Annotated in this window: 18 protein-coding genes and 1 other RNA gene; 17 read left to right on the top strand and 2 right to left on the bottom strand. The window is 31.5% G+C overall.

Features of this window, described 5'->3' with window-relative positions:
* The first annotated feature begins 1 nt into the window (after position 1).
* From tuf to E0D87_RS09035, 3 genes are all read left to right on the top strand, one after another.
* Complete coding sequence (gene tuf, locus E0D87_RS09045; RefSeq protein ID WP_130820160.1) at positions 2–1,198, top strand: elongation factor Tu; 1,197 nt, start codon at positions 2–4, stop codon at positions 1,196–1,198.
* Between the two features lie 263 nt (positions 1,199–1,461).
* Positions 1,462–2,778: a putative glycoside hydrolase gene (locus E0D87_RS09040; RefSeq protein WP_130820159.1), complete on the top strand. Its 1,317-nt coding sequence runs from the start codon at positions 1,462–1,464 to the stop codon at positions 2,776–2,778.
* The gene (locus E0D87_RS09035; RefSeq protein ID WP_004835180.1) at positions 2,778–3,404 is read left to right on the top strand and encodes a transporter associated domain-containing protein; all 627 of its coding nucleotides are present in this window, start codon (positions 2,778–2,780) and stop codon (positions 3,402–3,404) included. The genes E0D87_RS09040 and E0D87_RS09035 overlap by 1 nt, the downstream gene beginning before the upstream one ends.
* 37 nt (positions 3,405–3,441) lie before the next feature.
* On the opposite strand, the gene E0D87_RS09030 is transcribed toward E0D87_RS09035, so the two are convergent.
* Entirely contained in the window at positions 3,442–4,374 is a 933-nt protein-coding gene (locus tag E0D87_RS09030; protein ID WP_130820158.1) for a helix-turn-helix domain-containing protein, read from the bottom strand.
* Between the two features lie 197 nt (positions 4,375–4,571).
* Here E0D87_RS09030 and dnaG point away from each other — a divergent pair, with 197 nt between their 5' ends.
* The 7 genes from dnaG to E0D87_RS08995 all read left to right on the top strand — a co-directional run bounded on the left by dnaG (position 4,572) and on the right by E0D87_RS08995 (position 12,506).
* Entirely contained in the window at positions 4,572–6,203 is a 1,632-nt protein-coding gene (gene dnaG / locus E0D87_RS09025; protein ID WP_130820157.1) for a DNA primase, read from the top strand.
* A gap of 22 nt (positions 6,204–6,225) precedes the next feature.
* The gene (rpoD, locus tag E0D87_RS09020; protein ID WP_130820156.1) at positions 6,226–8,040 is read left to right on the top strand and encodes an RNA polymerase sigma factor RpoD; all 1,815 of its coding nucleotides are present in this window, start codon (positions 6,226–6,228) and stop codon (positions 8,038–8,040) included.
* A complete protein-coding gene (locus E0D87_RS09015; RefSeq protein ID WP_130820155.1) occupies positions 8,040–8,732 on the top strand; it encodes a tRNA (adenine(22)-N(1))-methyltransferase in 693 nt (230 codons plus the stop codon). The genes rpoD and E0D87_RS09015 overlap by 1 nt, the downstream gene beginning before the upstream one ends.
* Positions 8,714–9,484 (top strand): Nif3-like dinuclear metal center hexameric protein, encoded by a 771-nt coding sequence (locus E0D87_RS09010; protein ID WP_130820154.1) that lies wholly within the window; start codon positions 8,714–8,716, stop codon positions 9,482–9,484. The genes E0D87_RS09015 and E0D87_RS09010 overlap by 19 nt, the downstream gene beginning before the upstream one ends.
* A gap of 36 nt (positions 9,485–9,520) precedes the next feature.
* Positions 9,521–9,860, top strand: an RNA gene (rnpB, locus tag E0D87_RS09005) — RNase P RNA component class A.
* Between the two features lie 253 nt (positions 9,861–10,113).
* On the top strand, positions 10,114–11,664 hold the full coding sequence (locus E0D87_RS09000) for a C40 family peptidase (protein WP_130820153.1): 1,551 nt from the start codon (positions 10,114–10,116) through the stop codon (positions 11,662–11,664).
* 56 nt (positions 11,665–11,720) lie between these two features.
* Positions 11,721–12,506: a bifunctional 5,10-methylenetetrahydrofolate dehydrogenase/5,10-methenyltetrahydrofolate cyclohydrolase gene (locus E0D87_RS08995; protein WP_130820152.1), complete on the top strand. Its 786-nt coding sequence runs from the start codon at positions 11,721–11,723 to the stop codon at positions 12,504–12,506.
* Between the two features lie 39 nt (positions 12,507–12,545).
* On the opposite strand, the gene tpx is transcribed toward E0D87_RS08995, so the two are convergent.
* Positions 12,546–13,055 (bottom strand): thiol peroxidase, encoded by a 510-nt coding sequence (gene tpx / locus E0D87_RS08990; RefSeq protein WP_207278291.1) that lies wholly within the window; start codon positions 13,053–13,055, stop codon positions 12,546–12,548.
* Between the two features lie 122 nt (positions 13,056–13,177).
* Between tpx and E0D87_RS08985 the strand changes: the two genes are divergently transcribed.
* From E0D87_RS08985 to E0D87_RS09170, 7 genes are all read left to right on the top strand, one after another.
* The gene (locus E0D87_RS08985; RefSeq protein WP_130820150.1) at positions 13,178–13,828 is read left to right on the top strand and encodes a 50S ribosomal protein L25; all 651 of its coding nucleotides are present in this window, start codon (positions 13,178–13,180) and stop codon (positions 13,826–13,828) included.
* Between the two features lie 88 nt (positions 13,829–13,916).
* Complete coding sequence (tmk, locus tag E0D87_RS08980; RefSeq protein ID WP_130820149.1) at positions 13,917–14,546, top strand: dTMP kinase; 630 nt, start codon at positions 13,917–13,919, stop codon at positions 14,544–14,546.
* Positions 14,543–14,872 (top strand): cyclic-di-AMP receptor, encoded by a 330-nt coding sequence (locus E0D87_RS08975; protein WP_004835115.1) that lies wholly within the window; start codon positions 14,543–14,545, stop codon positions 14,870–14,872. The genes tmk and E0D87_RS08975 overlap by 4 nt, the downstream gene beginning before the upstream one ends.
* Positions 14,869–15,660 carry a DNA polymerase III subunit delta' gene (locus E0D87_RS08970; RefSeq protein ID WP_130820148.1) on the top strand — a complete coding sequence of 264 codons (792 nt, stop codon included), beginning with the start codon at positions 14,869–14,871 and terminating at the stop codon, positions 15,658–15,660. The genes E0D87_RS08975 and E0D87_RS08970 overlap by 4 nt, the downstream gene beginning before the upstream one ends.
* A complete protein-coding gene (locus tag E0D87_RS08965; RefSeq protein ID WP_130820147.1) occupies positions 15,661–16,473 on the top strand; it encodes a PSP1 domain-containing protein in 813 nt (270 codons plus the stop codon).
* Between the two features lie 135 nt (positions 16,474–16,608).
* On the top strand, positions 16,609–16,782 hold the full coding sequence (locus E0D87_RS08960) for an indolepyruvate ferredoxin oxidoreductase subunit alpha (RefSeq protein WP_004835187.1): 174 nt from the start codon (positions 16,609–16,611) through the stop codon (positions 16,780–16,782).
* A gap of 311 nt (positions 16,783–17,093) precedes the next feature.
* On the top strand, positions 17,094–17,255 hold the full coding sequence (locus E0D87_RS09170; RefSeq protein WP_165442743.1) for a hypothetical protein: 162 nt from the start codon (positions 17,094–17,096) through the stop codon (positions 17,253–17,255).
* Positions 17,256–17,259: the final 4 nt, after the last annotated feature.

Here is a 17,259-nt window from a genome sequence, read left to right as displayed (position 1 = left end):
AATGAGCAAACAAACATTTGAAAGAAGCAAACCACATATTAATATTGGTACAATCGGACACGTTGACCACGGTAAAACAACAACAACAGCAGCAATCACACAAGCTCTAAACAAAAAATATGGTACAGGTGAATTCGTAGACTACGAACACATCGACAAAGCACCAGAAGAAAGAGAACGTGGAATCACAATCAACACATCAGTAGTAGAATACGAAACAGCAAACAGACACTACGCACACATCGACGCTCCAGGCCACGCTGACTACGTTAAAAACATGATTACAGGTGCAGCACAAATGGACGGCGCAATCATCGTAGTAAGTGCAGCTGATGGTCCAATGCCACAAACAAGAGAACACATCCTACTAGCAAGACAAGTAGGCGTTCCAAAAATCGCAGTATTCCTAAACAAAGAAGACCAAGTAGACGATCCAGAACTAATCGAATTAGTAGAAATGGAAATCAGAGACCTACTAAGTGAATATGACTTCGATGGAGACAACGCACCAGTAGTAGTAGGAAGCGCACTAAAATCACTACAAGAAGGTGGAGAAGGTCCATGGTCAGACAAGATTCTACAACTAATGGATGAAGTAGACGAATACTTTGACATTCCAGAAAGAGACAACGACCAACCATTCCTAATGCCAGTAGAAGACGTAATGACAATCTCAGGACGTGGAACAGTAGCAACAGGAAGAGTAGAAAGAGGAACACTAAAAGTAGGTGATACTGTAGAAATCGTAGGACTTGAAGAAAAAACAAGCCAAGCAGTAGTAACCGGAGTAGAAATGTTCCACAAATCACTAGAACAAGCAGAATCAGGAGATAACGTAGGACTACTACTAAGAGGAGTACAAAGAAACGAAATCTCAAGAGGACAAGTACTAGCAAAACCAGGAAGTGTAAACCCACACACAGAATTTGAAGGTCAAGTATACGTACTAACAAAAGAAGAAGGTGGACGTCACACACCATTCTTCAGTGGATACAGACCACAATTCTTCTTCAGAACAACAGACGTAACAGGAGATATTGAACTAGAAGAAGGCGTAGAAATGGTAATGCCAGGAGACAACGCAACATTCAAGATCAAACTACAAAAACCAATCGCACTAGAAGAAGGACTAAGATTCGCTGTACGTGAAGGTGGTAGAACAGTAGCATCTGGAGTTGTTACAAAGATTATTGCTTAATAATATTTAGTGATAAAAACAGGTTATAATTTGTATTAACGCTAATTGTTATTTAAGGGATATAACATTATAACAAAATATTAAATCGTAACATAAACAAGGCTTAAATTTAGCGATTTAAGTAAAATAAGTTTAAATTATTTTTAGTTTAACTTTAAGATATATAGTTAGGTTCACTCCTAGAGTGATCCGATCAAATGACTTAATACAAGTATATAAGAGCGGACCAATGGGTTCGCTCTTATTTCTTAAGGAGTTTTTATATGAAAAATAAAAAAGTTCTGATTTCATTTTTCCTCTTGTGTGTATTAGTTCTTGCCTCTTGCTCTAAAAAAAGCGTGGATACGAAAACTAGTAAAACAGAAAATGAAGCTAGCGAAAATGTAGATAATGATAATTCAAAAGAAGATGCTTCTAATAAAGAGGAAAATAAAGGGCTAGTAAATGATGCAGTAGATAAAGAAGTCGGAGTACCTTATGAGGTTGGTGTAACACCAGATGATTATAATATGGACTATGATACATCTAGACTTCTCTCTCTAAATGAAAAAAAGAGCAAGTATTATCCGAAAGATGGGGTTAAAGGTTTATATTTTAATACTTATAATATAAATGATCCAGAAACCTACGAAAAAATAATGGATCTTATGGAAAATACTCGCTTAAATACTATAGTCGTAGATATCAAGGATGATTGGGGTAATGTTACCATGAATTTTGATACGGATGACGAAGATATAAAATATTCTAAAACTGATATAGTCGATCCAGTAGATTTCGTAGAAAAAATGCACGAAAAAGGCATATATGTAATAGGAAGGGTTACAACCTTCAAGGATTCTATAATTACTGAAAAACACCCTGATTGGGGATTTACCTTAGAAGATGGCACACTATGGACAAATGGACATGGGGAAGCTTTCATGAATCCATTTCTAAAAGAAGTGCAAGACTATGATATAAAGATAGCGAAACTTGCTGCAAAGGCTGGATTTGATGAAATTCAATTTGACTATGTTAGATTTGCCGAAGGTTTTGAAACGTTTGGTGATACACTAAACTATTCTAGAGGTGAATTTGAAGATAAGGAAATGGAAGAAGGGGACAAGAGAGTAGGAGCTATAACTGGATTTGTTAGAAGAGCTAGGGAAGAACTTCAAGATATGAATGTTCCTATGTCAATAGATGTCTTTGGATATGCCCTTCAAGTTCAAAGAGCAGATGGTATAGGTCAAGACTTTGGAGAAATGAGTAATGAAACTGATGTTATCTCATCTATGATTTATCCTTCTCACTGGGGATTGACATCATTTGATATTGAAAAACCAGATCTTGAGCCATACGAATTAGTAAAAAGATATCTAGCAGCTGAACAAGAATATCTATCTCAACTTGAACATCCGCCTGTATCACGTCCATGGATCCAAGATTTTACGGCAACTTGGATTGGTGAAGGAAATTGGATGGAATATGACAAAGAGGCAGTTGAAGCGCAAATACAAGCAATATATGATTCAGGTCAAAATGAATTTTTGATTTGGAATGCTAGCGGTGATTATACCGAGGGTGTTGACTACTGATGAAACATAATAAGGCGAATAATTTTATAGATAAAACGGTTAATATAATTGAAATATTAATTTGTATTATAGTAATATTAGGAGTTTGCTCAGGTATTCCTAAGCTAATCCATTATATTTTAGAAATAATGCGAGTAGAAAATTTACAGAATTCGTATATGCTTATGAATGAATTTCTAAAGCATGCTCTTCTATTAATAGTTGGAATTGAACTTATAGCAATGATTATTACAAGAAGTCACGAGTCTATCTTGACTTTGATACTTTTTGTAATAGCTAGAAAAATGTTGGTATACTCTCAAGGTTTGACAGATATACTGATAGGAACAGTTTCTGTTGCTATAATATTTGCTGTGATGAAATTTATTTTATCAGATAAAAAACTTATAGCTAAACTTGATAACACATTTGATGCTTCAGTTTCAATTAATAAGCTAAATAAAGAATATAATTTAAATCTTCCAACTATGACCCATACTCTGGCAGGTCTTATCTATGAGCTTGCAGAAAAAGAGAATATAAAAGATATACATGAAAATACAACTATTGTATATGGTCAATATGTATTTAGGGTTTTATCTATTGATAATGATATAATTACTAGGGTTAGAATAGAGGATAATTGAAAAAGCCGCAGCTAAGATTTAACTTAGCTGGCGGCTTTTATAGTCTGTGTTTCTTTCTAAATTGTGATGGAGTAAATCCAACCTTTTTTCTAAATACTTGGTTAAAATAGGACTGAGAATTAAAGCCTACAATATGGGCTATTGTTTCCATAGAGTGGTTTGTTGATATCAATAAACCTTTTGATACTTCAACCCTTTTTAAAATTAAATATTCAATAGGAGTTACCCTATAGGCTTGTTTGAATTCAGCAATTAGATGAAATTTATTCATATAGGCAAGAGAAGAAAGTTCTTCAAGCTTTATGTCTGTCGAGTAGTTGCCGTCGATATAAGATTTTATGTAGTCGACCTGTCTGTTTATATTTACATCATGAACTATTTCAATTTTTCCCTTTAATAACCTTAGTAATTTAATTATAAAATAAGATGCCATGCTATCAGCAAGAGTTCTAGCATATAAATCATCACTAGAAAACTCTTCGACAATACTTGAGAAAATTTCGTATACTCTTTTTCCTTCTTCCTTACAAGGAATTAATATGTAATTATCTATTTCTAATTTTATTTTTTCTTCATCTTCACTCTCGTCTAAAGAATTTGGGTCTTTGTTTGAATCAATTTTTTCATCAGCTTTATTATTGTTGATTTCCTCTTTAACAGTATTTATACCTATGCTTTCAACACCAAATCCTATGCTTCTGCATGCATATTCATTCTCATCTACAAAAATATTGTGACCAATATTAGAATTAATTATAACCAAGTCATTTTTTTTGATTTTTACAGCATCACTTTCTATAAAAAAAGTTCCACTACCTTCTGCTAAAAAATAAAAATAAATGAAAGGATTAAATTGTATCCTAGAATTTTTGCCGTTAGTAATAATATTTTCTCTAGCATCTAGAACTTTGATATCAATATCATCTTTAAATAAACTCGACTCTAAGATGCTTTCGCTTGTGCTATCCATTGTATTCCCCTAAAATTTTCAAATAAATCATTTAGTAAAATTAGTATGTAAAAACAAATATAATATTACTGATATTATACAATAATTCTAAAATTTAACAATAATTTATAATTTAATTAAAAAATTAATGACATAAACTGGAAAACCACTTTATTGAAAAGAAAAGCAAGATAAGTATAATTTAGATAGGTGATTTTATGGGTTTAATTTCTGATGATAAGATTAATCAAATAGTACAAAGTTCAAACATAGTTGATATTATAGGAGAATACGTCGATCTGAAAAGATCAGGATCTTCTTTTAAGGGACTATGTCCTTTTCACAATGAAAAAACCCCATCTTTTACTGTAGATGACAAGAAACAATTATTTCACTGCTTCGGTTGTGGAGCAGGAGGAGATGTTGTTTCTTTTATAATGCAAAAAGAAGGGTTAAATTATCCTCAAAGTTTGGAGTTTCTAGCTAACAAAGCTGGGATTAGTATTGACTATACAGAAAATCCTAAGGTTAACAAGAGAAATAACGAACTTTATGAAATAAATAAAGATATCATGATGTTTTATTACAAAAATTTGTTGACTGATAGGAAGGCTCAAATGTATCTTAAGCAAAGGGGACTTTCAAGTAAAATTGTGAATACCTTTATGTTAGGATATTCAAAAGACTCATGGAATGATTTATATGACTACATCAGATCGAAAAATTATAAAGAAGAAGATATAGAAGAGTTGGGTCTAATAAAGAAATCTTCAAAAGGAAATTATTATGATAAGTATAGAGATAGAATAATATTTCCAATAATAAATCACTATGGAAAAGTCATAGGATTTGGTGGAAGAGCTGTTTCTGGACAGATGCCAAAATATTTAAATTCACCCGAATCAAGTATTTTTAAGAAGAGATATAATCTATATGGGCTCAATGTATATAAAAGACAAAAAAGAAAAGAAATTATTCTCGTAGAAGGATATATGGATGTAATTGCATTAAACAACCACGGACTAGATATAGCTGTTGCATCATTAGGTACAGCTTTGACAAAAGATCAAGCAAATCTAATAAAAAGATATTCAGATGACATTTATATTTGCTATGACCAAGATGGTGCGGGAATAAAGGCTACAGAAAAGGCCATAACTATATTTCACGATATAGGTGTAAATCCAAGTATAATAAGTCTAAGTGAAGGTAAAGATCCAGATGATTTTATTAGAGAAAATGGTAAAGATGCTTTCGAAGATAAAATAAAAAATGCAAATGACTCATTAAATTATCAATATGAAAAAATCCTTGATGAATATACTAAGGCAACACCTGCGGAACGATTTGATAAATTGAATTTATTTGTAGCTTTTCTTTCTTCGATAAAGCAAGAACTAACAAGAGAGATTTTTATCAACAATGTTTCCAAGTTATTTGAGATAGACAAAAGTACTTTAAAACAAGCTATTGACAGGTATAATAAAGATACTGACTTAAAAATAAAAAATAAAGGTAAATTTAATAATAAACCTATAATTGTAGAGAAGAAAACCAATAATTTTAACATAAATGAGCTTGAAGTTTTGAGATTATTTTTCAACCAAAGGTCCGACTACGAAAAACACAGAGATTTTTTTGATAAAGCTATTGAAGACGAAAAGATAAATAATGTCAAAACTTTTTTGAAAGAAAAGGATGTTAGTAAGTTCAATCTAGATGATAAGGACTATAAGTATATTCTTGATTATATAAGAGATAATACTAATCCTATACTAGCAGAAGAATTGAAGAGAAAAATTATTCTTTTTAATAGGAAAAGAGAACTTAAAAGATTAAAGAATAGATAGTCTTTAGGTAAGGGGAGTATTAATGACTAGCGATGACAGCAAATTGCTCGATGATGATGTTCTAAAAGAAATAATAGAGGAATTCCAATCGATCAGCGAGTCTCAAGATGGACTAATTACTTATTCGCAGATTTATACATTTGAAAACTTCAAGGAAATGGAAGATGATAGCAAGAAGTTTGTTATAAACCAAGTCCTTAGTTTAGGAATAGAGATTGTAGAAAAATCAGAAACTGTTCTTGAAGATGAAGAAGTAACAGAAGATATGAAAGACGATCTTTCTGATGATGAAGATTTGGAAGAAGAAATAGAAGAAGATGAAGTAGAAGAAAATTTAAATAAAAATGTAGATATCATGGTAGGTGTCAAAGTAGACGACCCTGTAAAGATGTATCTAAAAGAAATTGGAAAAGTTAGTCTACTTACAGCTACAGAAGAGATAATTCTTGCTCGTAGAATGGAAATGGGCGAGATAGCTAGAAAAAAACTCAATGGGGTTAAATTTAATAAACAAAATAAGACTAAACTTGCGAATGACATTTTCTTTGGAGATTTAGCTAACATATTAAAACTTGCAAATGAAGATCTTAAAAACGATGGAAATTTAGATGATAAAACTCAAAAAGAGATTGACGGTCTTTTGAACATGGGCGATTTGTTTAAGCAAATTATGGATGAAGATTTAGACAAAAAGACTCTAGAAGAGTTAAAAACTAAAGTAATGATTTGTAATATTGCAGAAAATTCTGTAAGTGAAGATGATTTAGATAAGAGCAAAGCAAACTCATTATGTGATCTCTTTGATTCATTTGATCATATGTTAAATATCACAGAATCTGATGACATTGTAAATCTTGTTTATTTATCCTTCAATGATATATTGTCAAAAGCTGCAAATAAAGAGCAAATCAAAACAAATGATAGGATGATTTTAAACGATTTTATCGTAACTAGCGAAAGAGCAAGGGCGATCTCTAACAAGATAGAACTAAGCAAAGAAGAATTAGATGAAATTGAAGCGAGTATTGAACTAAGAGATTTGGCTTACAAGATTATTACTGATGATGATTTAAGCGAAGCTGACTATTATGAATTAAAAAAAGCTGTTTTTATTTCTAAAGCGGCTAAACAAAAGCTTGCTGAGACTAACCTTAGACTTGTAGTTTCAATTGCCAAAAAATATGTTGGGCGTGGCATGAGCTTTTTGGACTTGATTCAAGAAGGAAATATGGGTCTGATGAAAGCTGTTGATAAGTACGACTACAATAGAGGATTTAAGTTTTCAACTTATGCGACTTGGTGGATTAGACAAGCGATAACACGTGCAATCGCAGATCAAGCGAGAACTATAAGAATACCTGTTCATATGGTTGAAACAATTAATAAACTTGTTAGAATCCAAAGACAACTTGTTCAAGATCTAGGCCGTGACCCATCAAACGAAGAAATTGCGGAACAAATGGGTATTGAGGTAGAAAAGGTGCAAGAGATTAGAAAAATATCTCAAGAACCTGTTTCTTTAGAAACTCCAATAGGTGAAGAAGATGACAGCCACTTAGGAGATTTTATAGAAGATGATACAGCAATTGATCCAGGAGAGGCTGCCAATTACACTATGCTTCGCGAACAATTAAACGATGTTTTATCTTGTCTTGGAGCAAGAGAAAAAAGAGTCCTACAACTTAGATTTGGATTGATAGACGGAACTCCAAGAACTCTAGAAGAAGTAGGAAAAGAATTTGACGTTACAAGAGAGAGAATTAGACAAATTGAGGCTAAGGCCTTGAGAAAGCTAAAATCTCCAAACAAGAGCGAATTATTGAAAGACTTTTTATAATGGAAGATAAAAAAAGATTATTAGATATTATAGGTCTAATAGACAAAAATAAAAAAGTTATAGATATAGGAACTGATCATGGATTAGTTCCTTTATATTTAGCAAAAAATGGAATTAGCAAGGAAATACTAGCGACAGATATTTCAGAAAAATCACTAGATAAACTTAGGAGTGCCTTAACGCCAGAATTAGAAAATAAGATTTCTACAAAAGTTACTGATGGTTTTAAAGGGATTGCTGAGGATGAGAATCAAGTTGCAGTAATAGCAGGAATGGGTGCAAATACAATTATAGATATAATTGATCAGTCCTTAGATTTCGCTCATAATTTAGACTATATAATTTTAGCTAGCAATATTAACACAGAAAAACTTAGAGTATATTTAATCGATAATGGTTTTGAAATTATAAATGATTTTTTAACCTATGATAATGGCAAATACTATGATATTATAAAGGCTAAGTTTGGTAATGGAGAAAATCTTTCTATAGGTGAAATATACTACGGTAAAGATAATATAGTAAATAAAAGTGAAATACTTAAAGAAAAATTGAATATAGATTATAAGAAAAATACTTCTTTTAAGAAAGCGATTTTAGAAAAATCTAAAGATAGAAAAAGCTTAGATAGAATAGAAGAAAAGTTGCACGCCATAGAGGAGATTAGAAAACAATGGAAATTAGAGAATTAATAGATAAACTGGAAGAAAAATATCCTTTTAGCCTACAAGAATCATGGGATAATTCAGGCTTGCAAGTCGGCAATCCAAACGATAAGCTTAAAAATGTTCTTATATCTTTGGATTTAGAAGAAGAAGGAATTAAAAAAGCTATAGAAAATGACTGTAATTTAATTATCACTCATCATCCATATTTATTTGCTGGTGCTAAAGTTATTGATTTTAGTAAAAAATTCTACAAAAGATTACAAATGGCTATTAAAAATGATATTACTATCTATGCATTTCATACGAATTTAGATATAGCGGATGGCGGATTAAATGACAATCTCTGCAACATTTTAGATATAAAAGATACTAAAGTGTTGGAAAGAGACAAAAATCCTGGATTAGGACGATTTGGAATAATCAATAGACAAAGTGCAACAGAATATGTAGAAAAAATAAAAAATGAACTTAGAGCAGAGGGTCTTGTTGTCTACGGAGATATAAATAAAGATATAGAAAAAATTGCAGTATGTGGTGGTGCAGGAGCTGAATTAATCGAAGATGCTATATCAAACAAGTGTGATATGATTGTAACAGGTGATGTAAAGTATCACGACGGCATGGACCTAGCTAACGAGGGAATAATAATAGTAGATGCTGGGCATTTTGCAAGCGAGAATCATGTAATATTTATGTTAGAAGATGAAATAAGAGGCATGATTGATGGGAAAGTTTTAACATATTCTAAGGAAGATTCATTTAGAAAATTCTTTTAGTTTGTTTGTAACAATATTTGAGGTAAAATAAAAGATGGAGTAAATCGGATAATCGCGGGGATTAGTCCACGAGGAAAGTCCGTGCACCACAGAGCGAGGATGCTTGATAACGTCAAGTAAGAGTGATCTTCAGGCTAGTGCAACAGAAAGTATACCGCCAGTTTTTTTGGTAAGGTTGGAATGGCGAGGTAAGAGCTCACCAGCTATCTAGTGATAGGTAGGCTATGTAAACCCCATCCGGTGCAAGAACGAAAGGGACAGTAGGATGTTTGCTCGACACGGTCCAGTATGGTTGTTCGCTTGAGCTTGTTGGCGACAATAAGCCTAGACAGATGATTATCTAAGACAGAACACGGCTTATAGATTTGCTCCTTACATAAATAATTAACATTTTGTAACTAATTATGAAGAAAATGTTAAATATGATTACATTTTTCTGTGTTTTTTTTAGTTATATTGGTTATTTGATAGGATATTTCCAATAAAGCTAAAAGAATCATCGAAAAGTGTAATTTTTTTGTAACTAAATCTTGACACTTTTGTTAAAAAGATATAAAATATAAACAGATTTGAGTGCAAGACATAAATAATAAATATTAACAAATTTTCGTTTAATGATGGAGGACTTAATGAACAAAAAGAAAATAGGAGCTATGCTTTCAGTCGTAGCTGCAGTAACAGCTGGTGCAAGCGCATATGCTACTACAATAGGTAATTTAGACCAAGATCAAAATACAAATTCACTAATCTCAGAGGTAGACTATGTAGATAGTTATTCTGACTATGATGTCGTTAAAAGCGAATATACTAATGAAGTTAAAAATACAAAAATAGCAGAAAATAAAAATGCTACAGCTAACAAAAATGAGAAAGTTGAAGATTTAATAGAAACAGCTGCAAGAAATGCTGTTGTTGAAGTTGAAGCTAGTAAAAAATCAGATGTAAAATCTGATGATGAAGTTGTTGAAACTAAATATAATCTTGAAGAAGAATACAATAAAGATTCTGAAGAAGATATTGTAGATAATAGTGAAATAGAAGTAGCTGATAATGAAGAAGTAGTAGAAGAAAAGCCTTTAGAAGTTAAAGAGGCTGATGTAGTAAGCGAAGAAGATTCTAACGAAGCTATTGAATTATCTAAAGAAGTAGAAGCTAAAGAAGAAAATAACAATATAAATCTTGTTAAATACGTAAATGCTGAAGTATTAAATGTTAGAAGTAGCAAAAATCTAGAAGATAATAATATCATTTCATCTTTAAAAGCTGGTGACAAGGTAGAAGGAACACTAGAAGATGGATTTTTGAAAACAGAATTTGGATACATAAAAGATGATTTCTTAGTAGAAGCATATCCAGAAACTTTAGTTAATGACATTGAGAATAGAAAAGCTGAAGAGGCAAAGAAGGCTGAAGAAGCTAAAAAAGCTGAAGAAGCAAGAAAAGCCGAAGAAGCTAAAAAGGCTGAGGAAGCAAGAATAGCTGAAGAGGCAAAGAAGGCTGAAGAAGCTAAAGCTCAACAATCATATTATTATTCAGGTTGGGTTAATACTTCAATCCTAAATGTTAGAACAAGTCCAGGTAACGGAAATGTTATTGGATCATATAGAAAAGGTGATTGGGTAGAAGGCCAAGCTAAAAATGGTTGGCTTGAAGTAAATTACAACGGACAAACTTCTTATATCTCACTTGATTTTATATCAGATACAGAAGTTGCTAAAGAAATAGTTGAAGAAGTTAAAGAAACAACTGAATCAAATGATTATGTTGAAGAATCTTCATATGAGCCATCATACGAAGCATCAGGATCTGGTCTAAGTGCAGCTAATATTGCATCTCAATTTATTGGTATGCCATATATATGGGGCGCATCTGATCCAAATTCAGGATTTGATTGCTCAGGACTTACTTCATATGCGTATGCACAAATTGGAGTTTATATTCCTCATCAATCAGCACAACAATATTCATATGGTTATAGTGTAGACTATAATAACTTACAAGCAGGAGATTTAGTATTTTTCTCTACTGCAGGTACAGGTTCAATTGACCACGTTGGTATTATGACAAGCTCAGATGGTACATTTGTTCATGCTGCAGGCTATGGCAGAGGTGTTAGATTCGATAATATATACAATTCTTACTATACAAACTGCTATATAGGAGCAAGAAGAATATTCTAGGAAATTATGATGCCCTAATTAGGATTTCTAATTGGGGCTTTTTTAGTGGAGGAAAATTGAAAATTTTAACAACTGATGATCTTAAAAGATTGCTTTTAACAAAGTTAGAAGATCATAAGATAGAAAATAAGATAATCATCTTAAGCAAAAAACCTTCAAAAGAAGCAATTTATTATAAAAAAGTAATTATTAAAAGATGCAATGAATTAGAAATTGAATACGTTGACTATGAATTTACAGACGAATCAGTAGAAGATATAATTAATTACGTAAATTCATTTGAAGCTAATGATGGATTCATAGTCTTATCTCCATTTAGAAGCAATGATTCTAATATTAAAACTATGAAAAGTTTCATTACTATTAGAGATTTAGATTCATTCACATATAAAAATTTGGGCTTAAGTCTAGAGGGAGATATCAATTACTTGCCAGCTACTGCAAAAGCAGTTGCTATGTTCATTGATGATAAATTTAAAGATACTAGGGGAAAATCCATTGTTATAGCAAATAGAACAAATGTTATAGGTAAGCCTCTAGCTATGCATTTAGTGACAATGGGAGCCACTGTAACTGTTCTAAACAGCAATTCAAAAAACACCAAAGATGTAATAAGAAATTCTGATATTTTTATATCTGCTATTGGCAAAGCAAATTATTATGATTCAACTTACTTTAAAGATGGAATGACTCTTATTGATGTAGGGACTAGCCTAGTTGATGGGAAAGTCCTAGGAGATATTGATTACAATAGTTTAGAAAAATTGAATGTTGAAGTTCTTACAAATAAAAAAGGTATAGGGGCAATTACAACTTTATGTTTATTAGAAGGCCTAATTTAAAAACTCCAGATCCAAGCAAAACTTGGTCTGGAGTTTTTTTTATTTATCTAAGTCTTTTACTATTTCTATAGCTTTTTCATATTCTGGAAGGTCTGTATTTTGATCAAGATATTCTGAGTAGACAATTTTGTTATCCTTATCAACTACAAAAACTGATCTATTTAATAATTGCAATTCATTAATTAGAGTAGAGTATTTCTTAGCAAAGTCATTGTATATATAGTCTGATACAAATTTATTATTAGAAATTTCCTTATCTTCTGAAAATCTAGCTTGGGCAAATGGTAGGTCATTTGATATCGTTATTAAAACTACATCATCTGAAAAATTCTCTGCAGCCTTTGTGAACATTGTTGTCTGAATTTCACAAACGGAAGTATCAATTGATGGTATTACAGAAATTAATTTAATCTTTCCTTCGTCTTCCTTGGAAGAATAATCGCTCAAATCATTATTAATAGCTCTAAATTCTGGAGCAAAATCACCGACTTGTAATTTTTCACCGTCTACAGTTACATCTATTGTTCCGAATTTTATTTTCCTTGACATAATATATCCTTTCTGTTTCTTATGTTATTATTATACCCAATAGCTTGTTTACAAAACTATATAATTGTAAATGATGAGATTATGAGGTATAATTAGTGAGTATGAATATATAAGGAGGCAAAATGGCAGAGATAGTTTTACAAGCACAAAAAAGAGAAGCTACTGGTAAAAACAAAGTTAACAAGCTTAGAAACGAAGAACTTGTACCAGCAGTTATATATGCCAAAGGTGAAGAAAATATTAATGTTCAAGTAACATCTAGAGAATTTGAAAAAGTACTTAAAAAAGCAGGAACATCAACAATTATAACATTAGATTTTGGAGATGAAAAGAAAGACGTTCTTATAAAAGCTTACCAAAATCACCCATTCAAAAATATATTTTTACATGTTGATTTCCAAGCTATTAATCAAAACGAAACAATCAGAGTTCAAGTTCCAGTTGTACTAGTTGGAAGAGATGATATCAGAGTTGAACCTTCTGTACTTGTTCAAAATATAGACGTTGTAGAAGTAGAATGTCTACCAAGATACATTCCACAAACTGCAGATGTTGAAGTAAGTGACCTTCAAATTGGTGATAACAGAACTGTAGCTGATCTTGATATTGCTAAGGTTGATGATATCACAATTTTACTTGAAGATGATGAAGTTATCTGCTCACTACAAGAGCCAAATGAGGAAGAAATTCCTGAAGAAGGCGAAGAAGCAGATGCAGCTGAAGTTCCAACTGTTGATGAAACAGAAGAAACTGAAACTAGCGAAGAAGAATAATAAAAAAGGCCATATGGTCTTTTTTTTTTACCCAAATATGGTCGAAATTTGTAAATGAAAAATCATTTAATATGGTATAATGGTATATATGAGAGGAAAATTAATTGTATTTGAAGGTCCAGATGGATCAGGTAAGACAAGTGTATTAAACGAAGTAAAAAAAATATTAGACCAAGATGGTATCGAATATCTAACCTTTAGAGAACCTGGTGGTACAGATATATCTGAGAAAATTAGAGATATAATTATAGACAATGACAACGAGAAAATGACAGCTAGGTGCGAGTGTCTGTTATTCGCTGCCTCAAGGGCTCAACTAATAGAAGAAGAAATTAGGCCTTCCTTAGAAGCTGGTAAGACTGTACTTTGCGATAGGTTTGTACTAAGTTCTCTTCTATACCAAGGAGTTGGTAGAAATCTTGGTATAGAAGAAGTTAAGAAAATAAATGATTTTGCCACTGACAATATTAGAGCTGACCTTACTATATTTTTTGATATAGACTATAAAACTGCATTGATTAGAAAAAGAAAGAATTTTACAGCAGATAGGTTAGAAAATGAAGACTTCGATTTTCACAAAAAAATATTTGATGCTTACAAGAAAATGGCAGATGAATATGAAGATGAAATAAAGAAGATAGATGCCAGTTTGTCGATAGAAGATGTTACAAGACAAGCGATACAACTTATATATGAATCATTGGAGGATAAACAATGAAACTTTTGATAGCTATAGTACAAGATGCTGATGTTAACTTTTTGGTAGACTCTTTGACAGATAAGGGCTACAGAATAACTAAGCTTGCAACAACAGGTGGTTTCCTTAAAAAGGGAAATACCACTTTACTTATAGGTGTGGAAGAAGAGGATTTGGATGAAGTGTTAGGAATTATTGAGAAAAATTGCAAAAAGAGAAGTACTACAACAACAATAATTAATCCAACAGCAGAAAGCTCTCTTCTAACAAATACAGTTCCAATAGATATTACAGTAGGAGGAGCTACAATCTTCTTGATAGATGTTGATAAATATATTCAACTATGAGTATCTTAGACGAACAGTTAAAGAATGATAAACTTGCAAGTGCCTATATTTTTGAGGGAAAAAATCCTTCATCAAATAAGGAATTTGCCCTTGATTTTGCAAAAAATGTCTTTACTTCCTACAAAGTAGCAAGCGATATTGAAAACAACCCTGATTTATATGTACTAGATAAAGAAGGGGATGTTATAGATATTCAAAGTATTAGGAATATTCTAAAAGACGTTTACCTAAGACCTGACAATGGCAAGATTAAAATATATATAATCCACAACGCACAAGATATGAGGGATGTTGGAGCAAATGCCATGCTTAAAAGCTTGGAAGAACTAAAGCCTTATGTGAAAATTATCTTCACTTGTGTAAATAGGGATTCAATTATTCCAACAATTAGGTCTAGGTGCCAGATTATTTCAATAAAAACTTCAGATATTGATTTATCGGTGGATAAAGACAAGCTTTATAGAATTATAGCTGATGTTTATTCCGGCAAAATCGAGGCATATTATAAAGAAAAAGAGTTTTTCAGCAAGTTTAAAGATGATAGATCAAAAATTATAAATGCTATGCTCAACCTATTTCAAAATCTTATAAAATATAAGTACAGCGGAATGACTTTACCTAGCAATGAAGCTTATCTAATAAGAAAGTTTGATAAGATGAATCTAGATATCATAGAAAAAATAATTAGTTTATTAGAAGATATAAAGACAGCATACAGAACAAATATTAATTATGATTTAAGTATAGAAAAAATCATTTTTACCATATATAGAGAGGGGAAACACTGATTGAAAGTCGTAGGAGTAAGATTTAGACAAGCAGGAAAAATATATTATTTCGACTCTTGTGGTATGGACTTTGATTACAAGGACTTGGCAGTAGTTGAAACATCTAATGGTGTAGAGATAGCAGAAGTCGCATTGACAGATGTAGATGTGGACGAGGATAATTTTAAAGAAAAATTATTGCCCGTTATAAGAAAAGCAACAATAGATGATATATATTATCATAAGAAAAACGAGCAAGATGCCAAAGCTGCCATAGATGTTTGTCAACAAAAGTCTGAGGAACATGGACTCAATATGAAAATTATTGATGCTAAATTTACATTTGATAGGAGTAAAATTACATTTTATTTTAAATCAGAAAAGAGAGTGGATTTTAGGTCTCTAGTCAAAGATTTAGCTGCAATATATAGAAATAGGATAGAACTTAGACAAGTTGGAGTAAGAGATCATGCAAAAATGATAGAACATTATGGTCCTTGCGGCCAAAAATGCTGCTGCGGAAGATTTTTAAATGATTTTAAACCTCTATCTATAAAGATGGCAAAAGACCAAGATATTACACTTGACCCAAGCAAAATTTCTGGAATATGTGGAAGACTCATGTGTTGTCTGTCTTATGAAGAAGAATGTTATAAACAAGCTAAAAACAATATGCCTAAAGAAGGTCAAAAGGTTAATACTTGTGACGGAGTAGGTATAGTTTTAGACAATGATTATGTTAGGGAATGCTGTAAAGTAAGAGTAAAACTTAAAGATTCAGATTCCAATGAAGAAATGGAAAAAAGTTATCCTAACGAAGAACTAGAATATTAAAAATGATAATTAGTATCAATTTGAATAAATTATCATTATTAAATTAAAATTAGAATAAATATAAAAAAATTCTTGACTTTTGGGTTGGTCTGTTGTATATTATAGACATAAGAAATAATAAATAGGAGGAATAATATGGCTTATAGAATAGATGAAAATACATGTATTTCTTGCGGAACATGTGAAGGTGAATGCCCAGTAGGAGCTATCTCACAAGGTGATGCAGCTTACGAAATTGATGCAGACGCATGTATCGACTGTGGTTCTTGTGCAGCAGTATGTCCTGTAGAAGCAATCGACCAAGAATAATTTTTACTACATAAAAAATATGACGTACAAAAAGACCCTCTGAGGGTCTTTTTTTTGTTGGGATAATAAGACTACAAGTTAAATTTTATAATGTAATACTATGAAGTTCATAAAATAAATTAAAGTAACTATTGACATATTTTTATTATCTGCTATTATATAGACAAGAGAAGATAGTATATGATAATCCATTATGTAAGACGTAAGTTTGTGTGATCCCGGATTATCATACACTTAACAAAGTAATCTCTTATGTACCCGCGTTAGCGGGTGTTAGGCTCCTAGATTTATAAATTCAATAAGGAGAATTAATGGAAAAGACAAAAGATACAAAAATAGGATGGAAACTTACCTCTAATAGAATTTATGAAAAGATATTTTTAATTGTTGGTAGAAGAAAGTTAATTAGAAAAACTAACTATAGAAATATTAAAATAGAAAAAATTTTAACAACTAAGAAAACGATTGTTTGAATTA

The sequence above is a fragment of the Anaerococcus vaginimassiliensis genome (assembly GCF_900626155.1).
In the GTDB taxonomy this organism is placed as follows: Bacteria; Bacillota; Clostridia; order Tissierellales; family Peptoniphilaceae; genus Anaerococcus; species Anaerococcus vaginimassiliensis.
The sequence above is the reverse complement of the archived record's forward strand: the minus strand, read 5'-3'. Positions and strand labels throughout refer to the sequence as shown.

Bases quoted from the DNA above. Each gene is read 5' to 3' on its own strand.
- tuf (WP_130820160.1), top strand. From the start codon at position 2: ATGAGCAAACAAACATTTGAAAGAAGCAAACCACATATTAATATTGGT.
- E0D87_RS09040 (WP_130820159.1), top strand. From the start codon at position 1,462: ATGAAAAATAAAAAAGTTCTGATTTCATTTTTCCTCTTGTGTGTATTA.
- E0D87_RS09035 (WP_004835180.1), top strand. From the start codon at position 2,778: ATGAAACATAATAAGGCGAATAATTTTATAGATAAAACGGTTAATATA.
- E0D87_RS09030 (WP_130820158.1), bottom strand. From the start codon at position 4,374: ATGGATAGCACAAGCGAAAGCATCTTAGAGTCGAGTTTATTTAAAGAT.
- dnaG (WP_130820157.1), top strand. From the start codon at position 4,572: ATGGGTTTAATTTCTGATGATAAGATTAATCAAATAGTACAAAGTTCA.
- rpoD (WP_130820156.1), top strand. From the start codon at position 6,226: ATGACTAGCGATGACAGCAAATTGCTCGATGATGATGTTCTAAAAGAA.
- E0D87_RS09015 (WP_130820155.1), top strand. From the start codon at position 8,040: ATGGAAGATAAAAAAAGATTATTAGATATTATAGGTCTAATAGACAAA.
- E0D87_RS09010 (WP_130820154.1), top strand. From the start codon at position 8,714: ATGGAAATTAGAGAATTAATAGATAAACTGGAAGAAAAATATCCTTTT.
- E0D87_RS09000 (WP_130820153.1), top strand. From the start codon at position 10,114: ATGAACAAAAAGAAAATAGGAGCTATGCTTTCAGTCGTAGCTGCAGTA.
- tpx (WP_207278291.1), bottom strand. From the start codon at position 13,055: ATGTCAAGGAAAATAAAATTCGGAACAATAGATGTAACTGTAGACGGT.
- E0D87_RS08985 (WP_130820150.1), top strand. From the start codon at position 13,178: ATGGCAGAGATAGTTTTACAAGCACAAAAAAGAGAAGCTACTGGTAAA.
- tmk (WP_130820149.1), top strand. From the start codon at position 13,917: ATGAGAGGAAAATTAATTGTATTTGAAGGTCCAGATGGATCAGGTAAG.
- E0D87_RS08975 (WP_004835115.1), top strand. From the start codon at position 14,543: ATGAAACTTTTGATAGCTATAGTACAAGATGCTGATGTTAACTTTTTG.
- E0D87_RS08970 (WP_130820148.1), top strand. From the start codon at position 14,869: ATGAGTATCTTAGACGAACAGTTAAAGAATGATAAACTTGCAAGTGCC.
- E0D87_RS08960 (WP_004835187.1), top strand. From the start codon at position 16,609: ATGGCTTATAGAATAGATGAAAATACATGTATTTCTTGCGGAACATGT.
- E0D87_RS09170 (WP_165442743.1), top strand. From the start codon at position 17,094: ATGGAAAAGACAAAAGATACAAAAATAGGATGGAAACTTACCTCTAAT.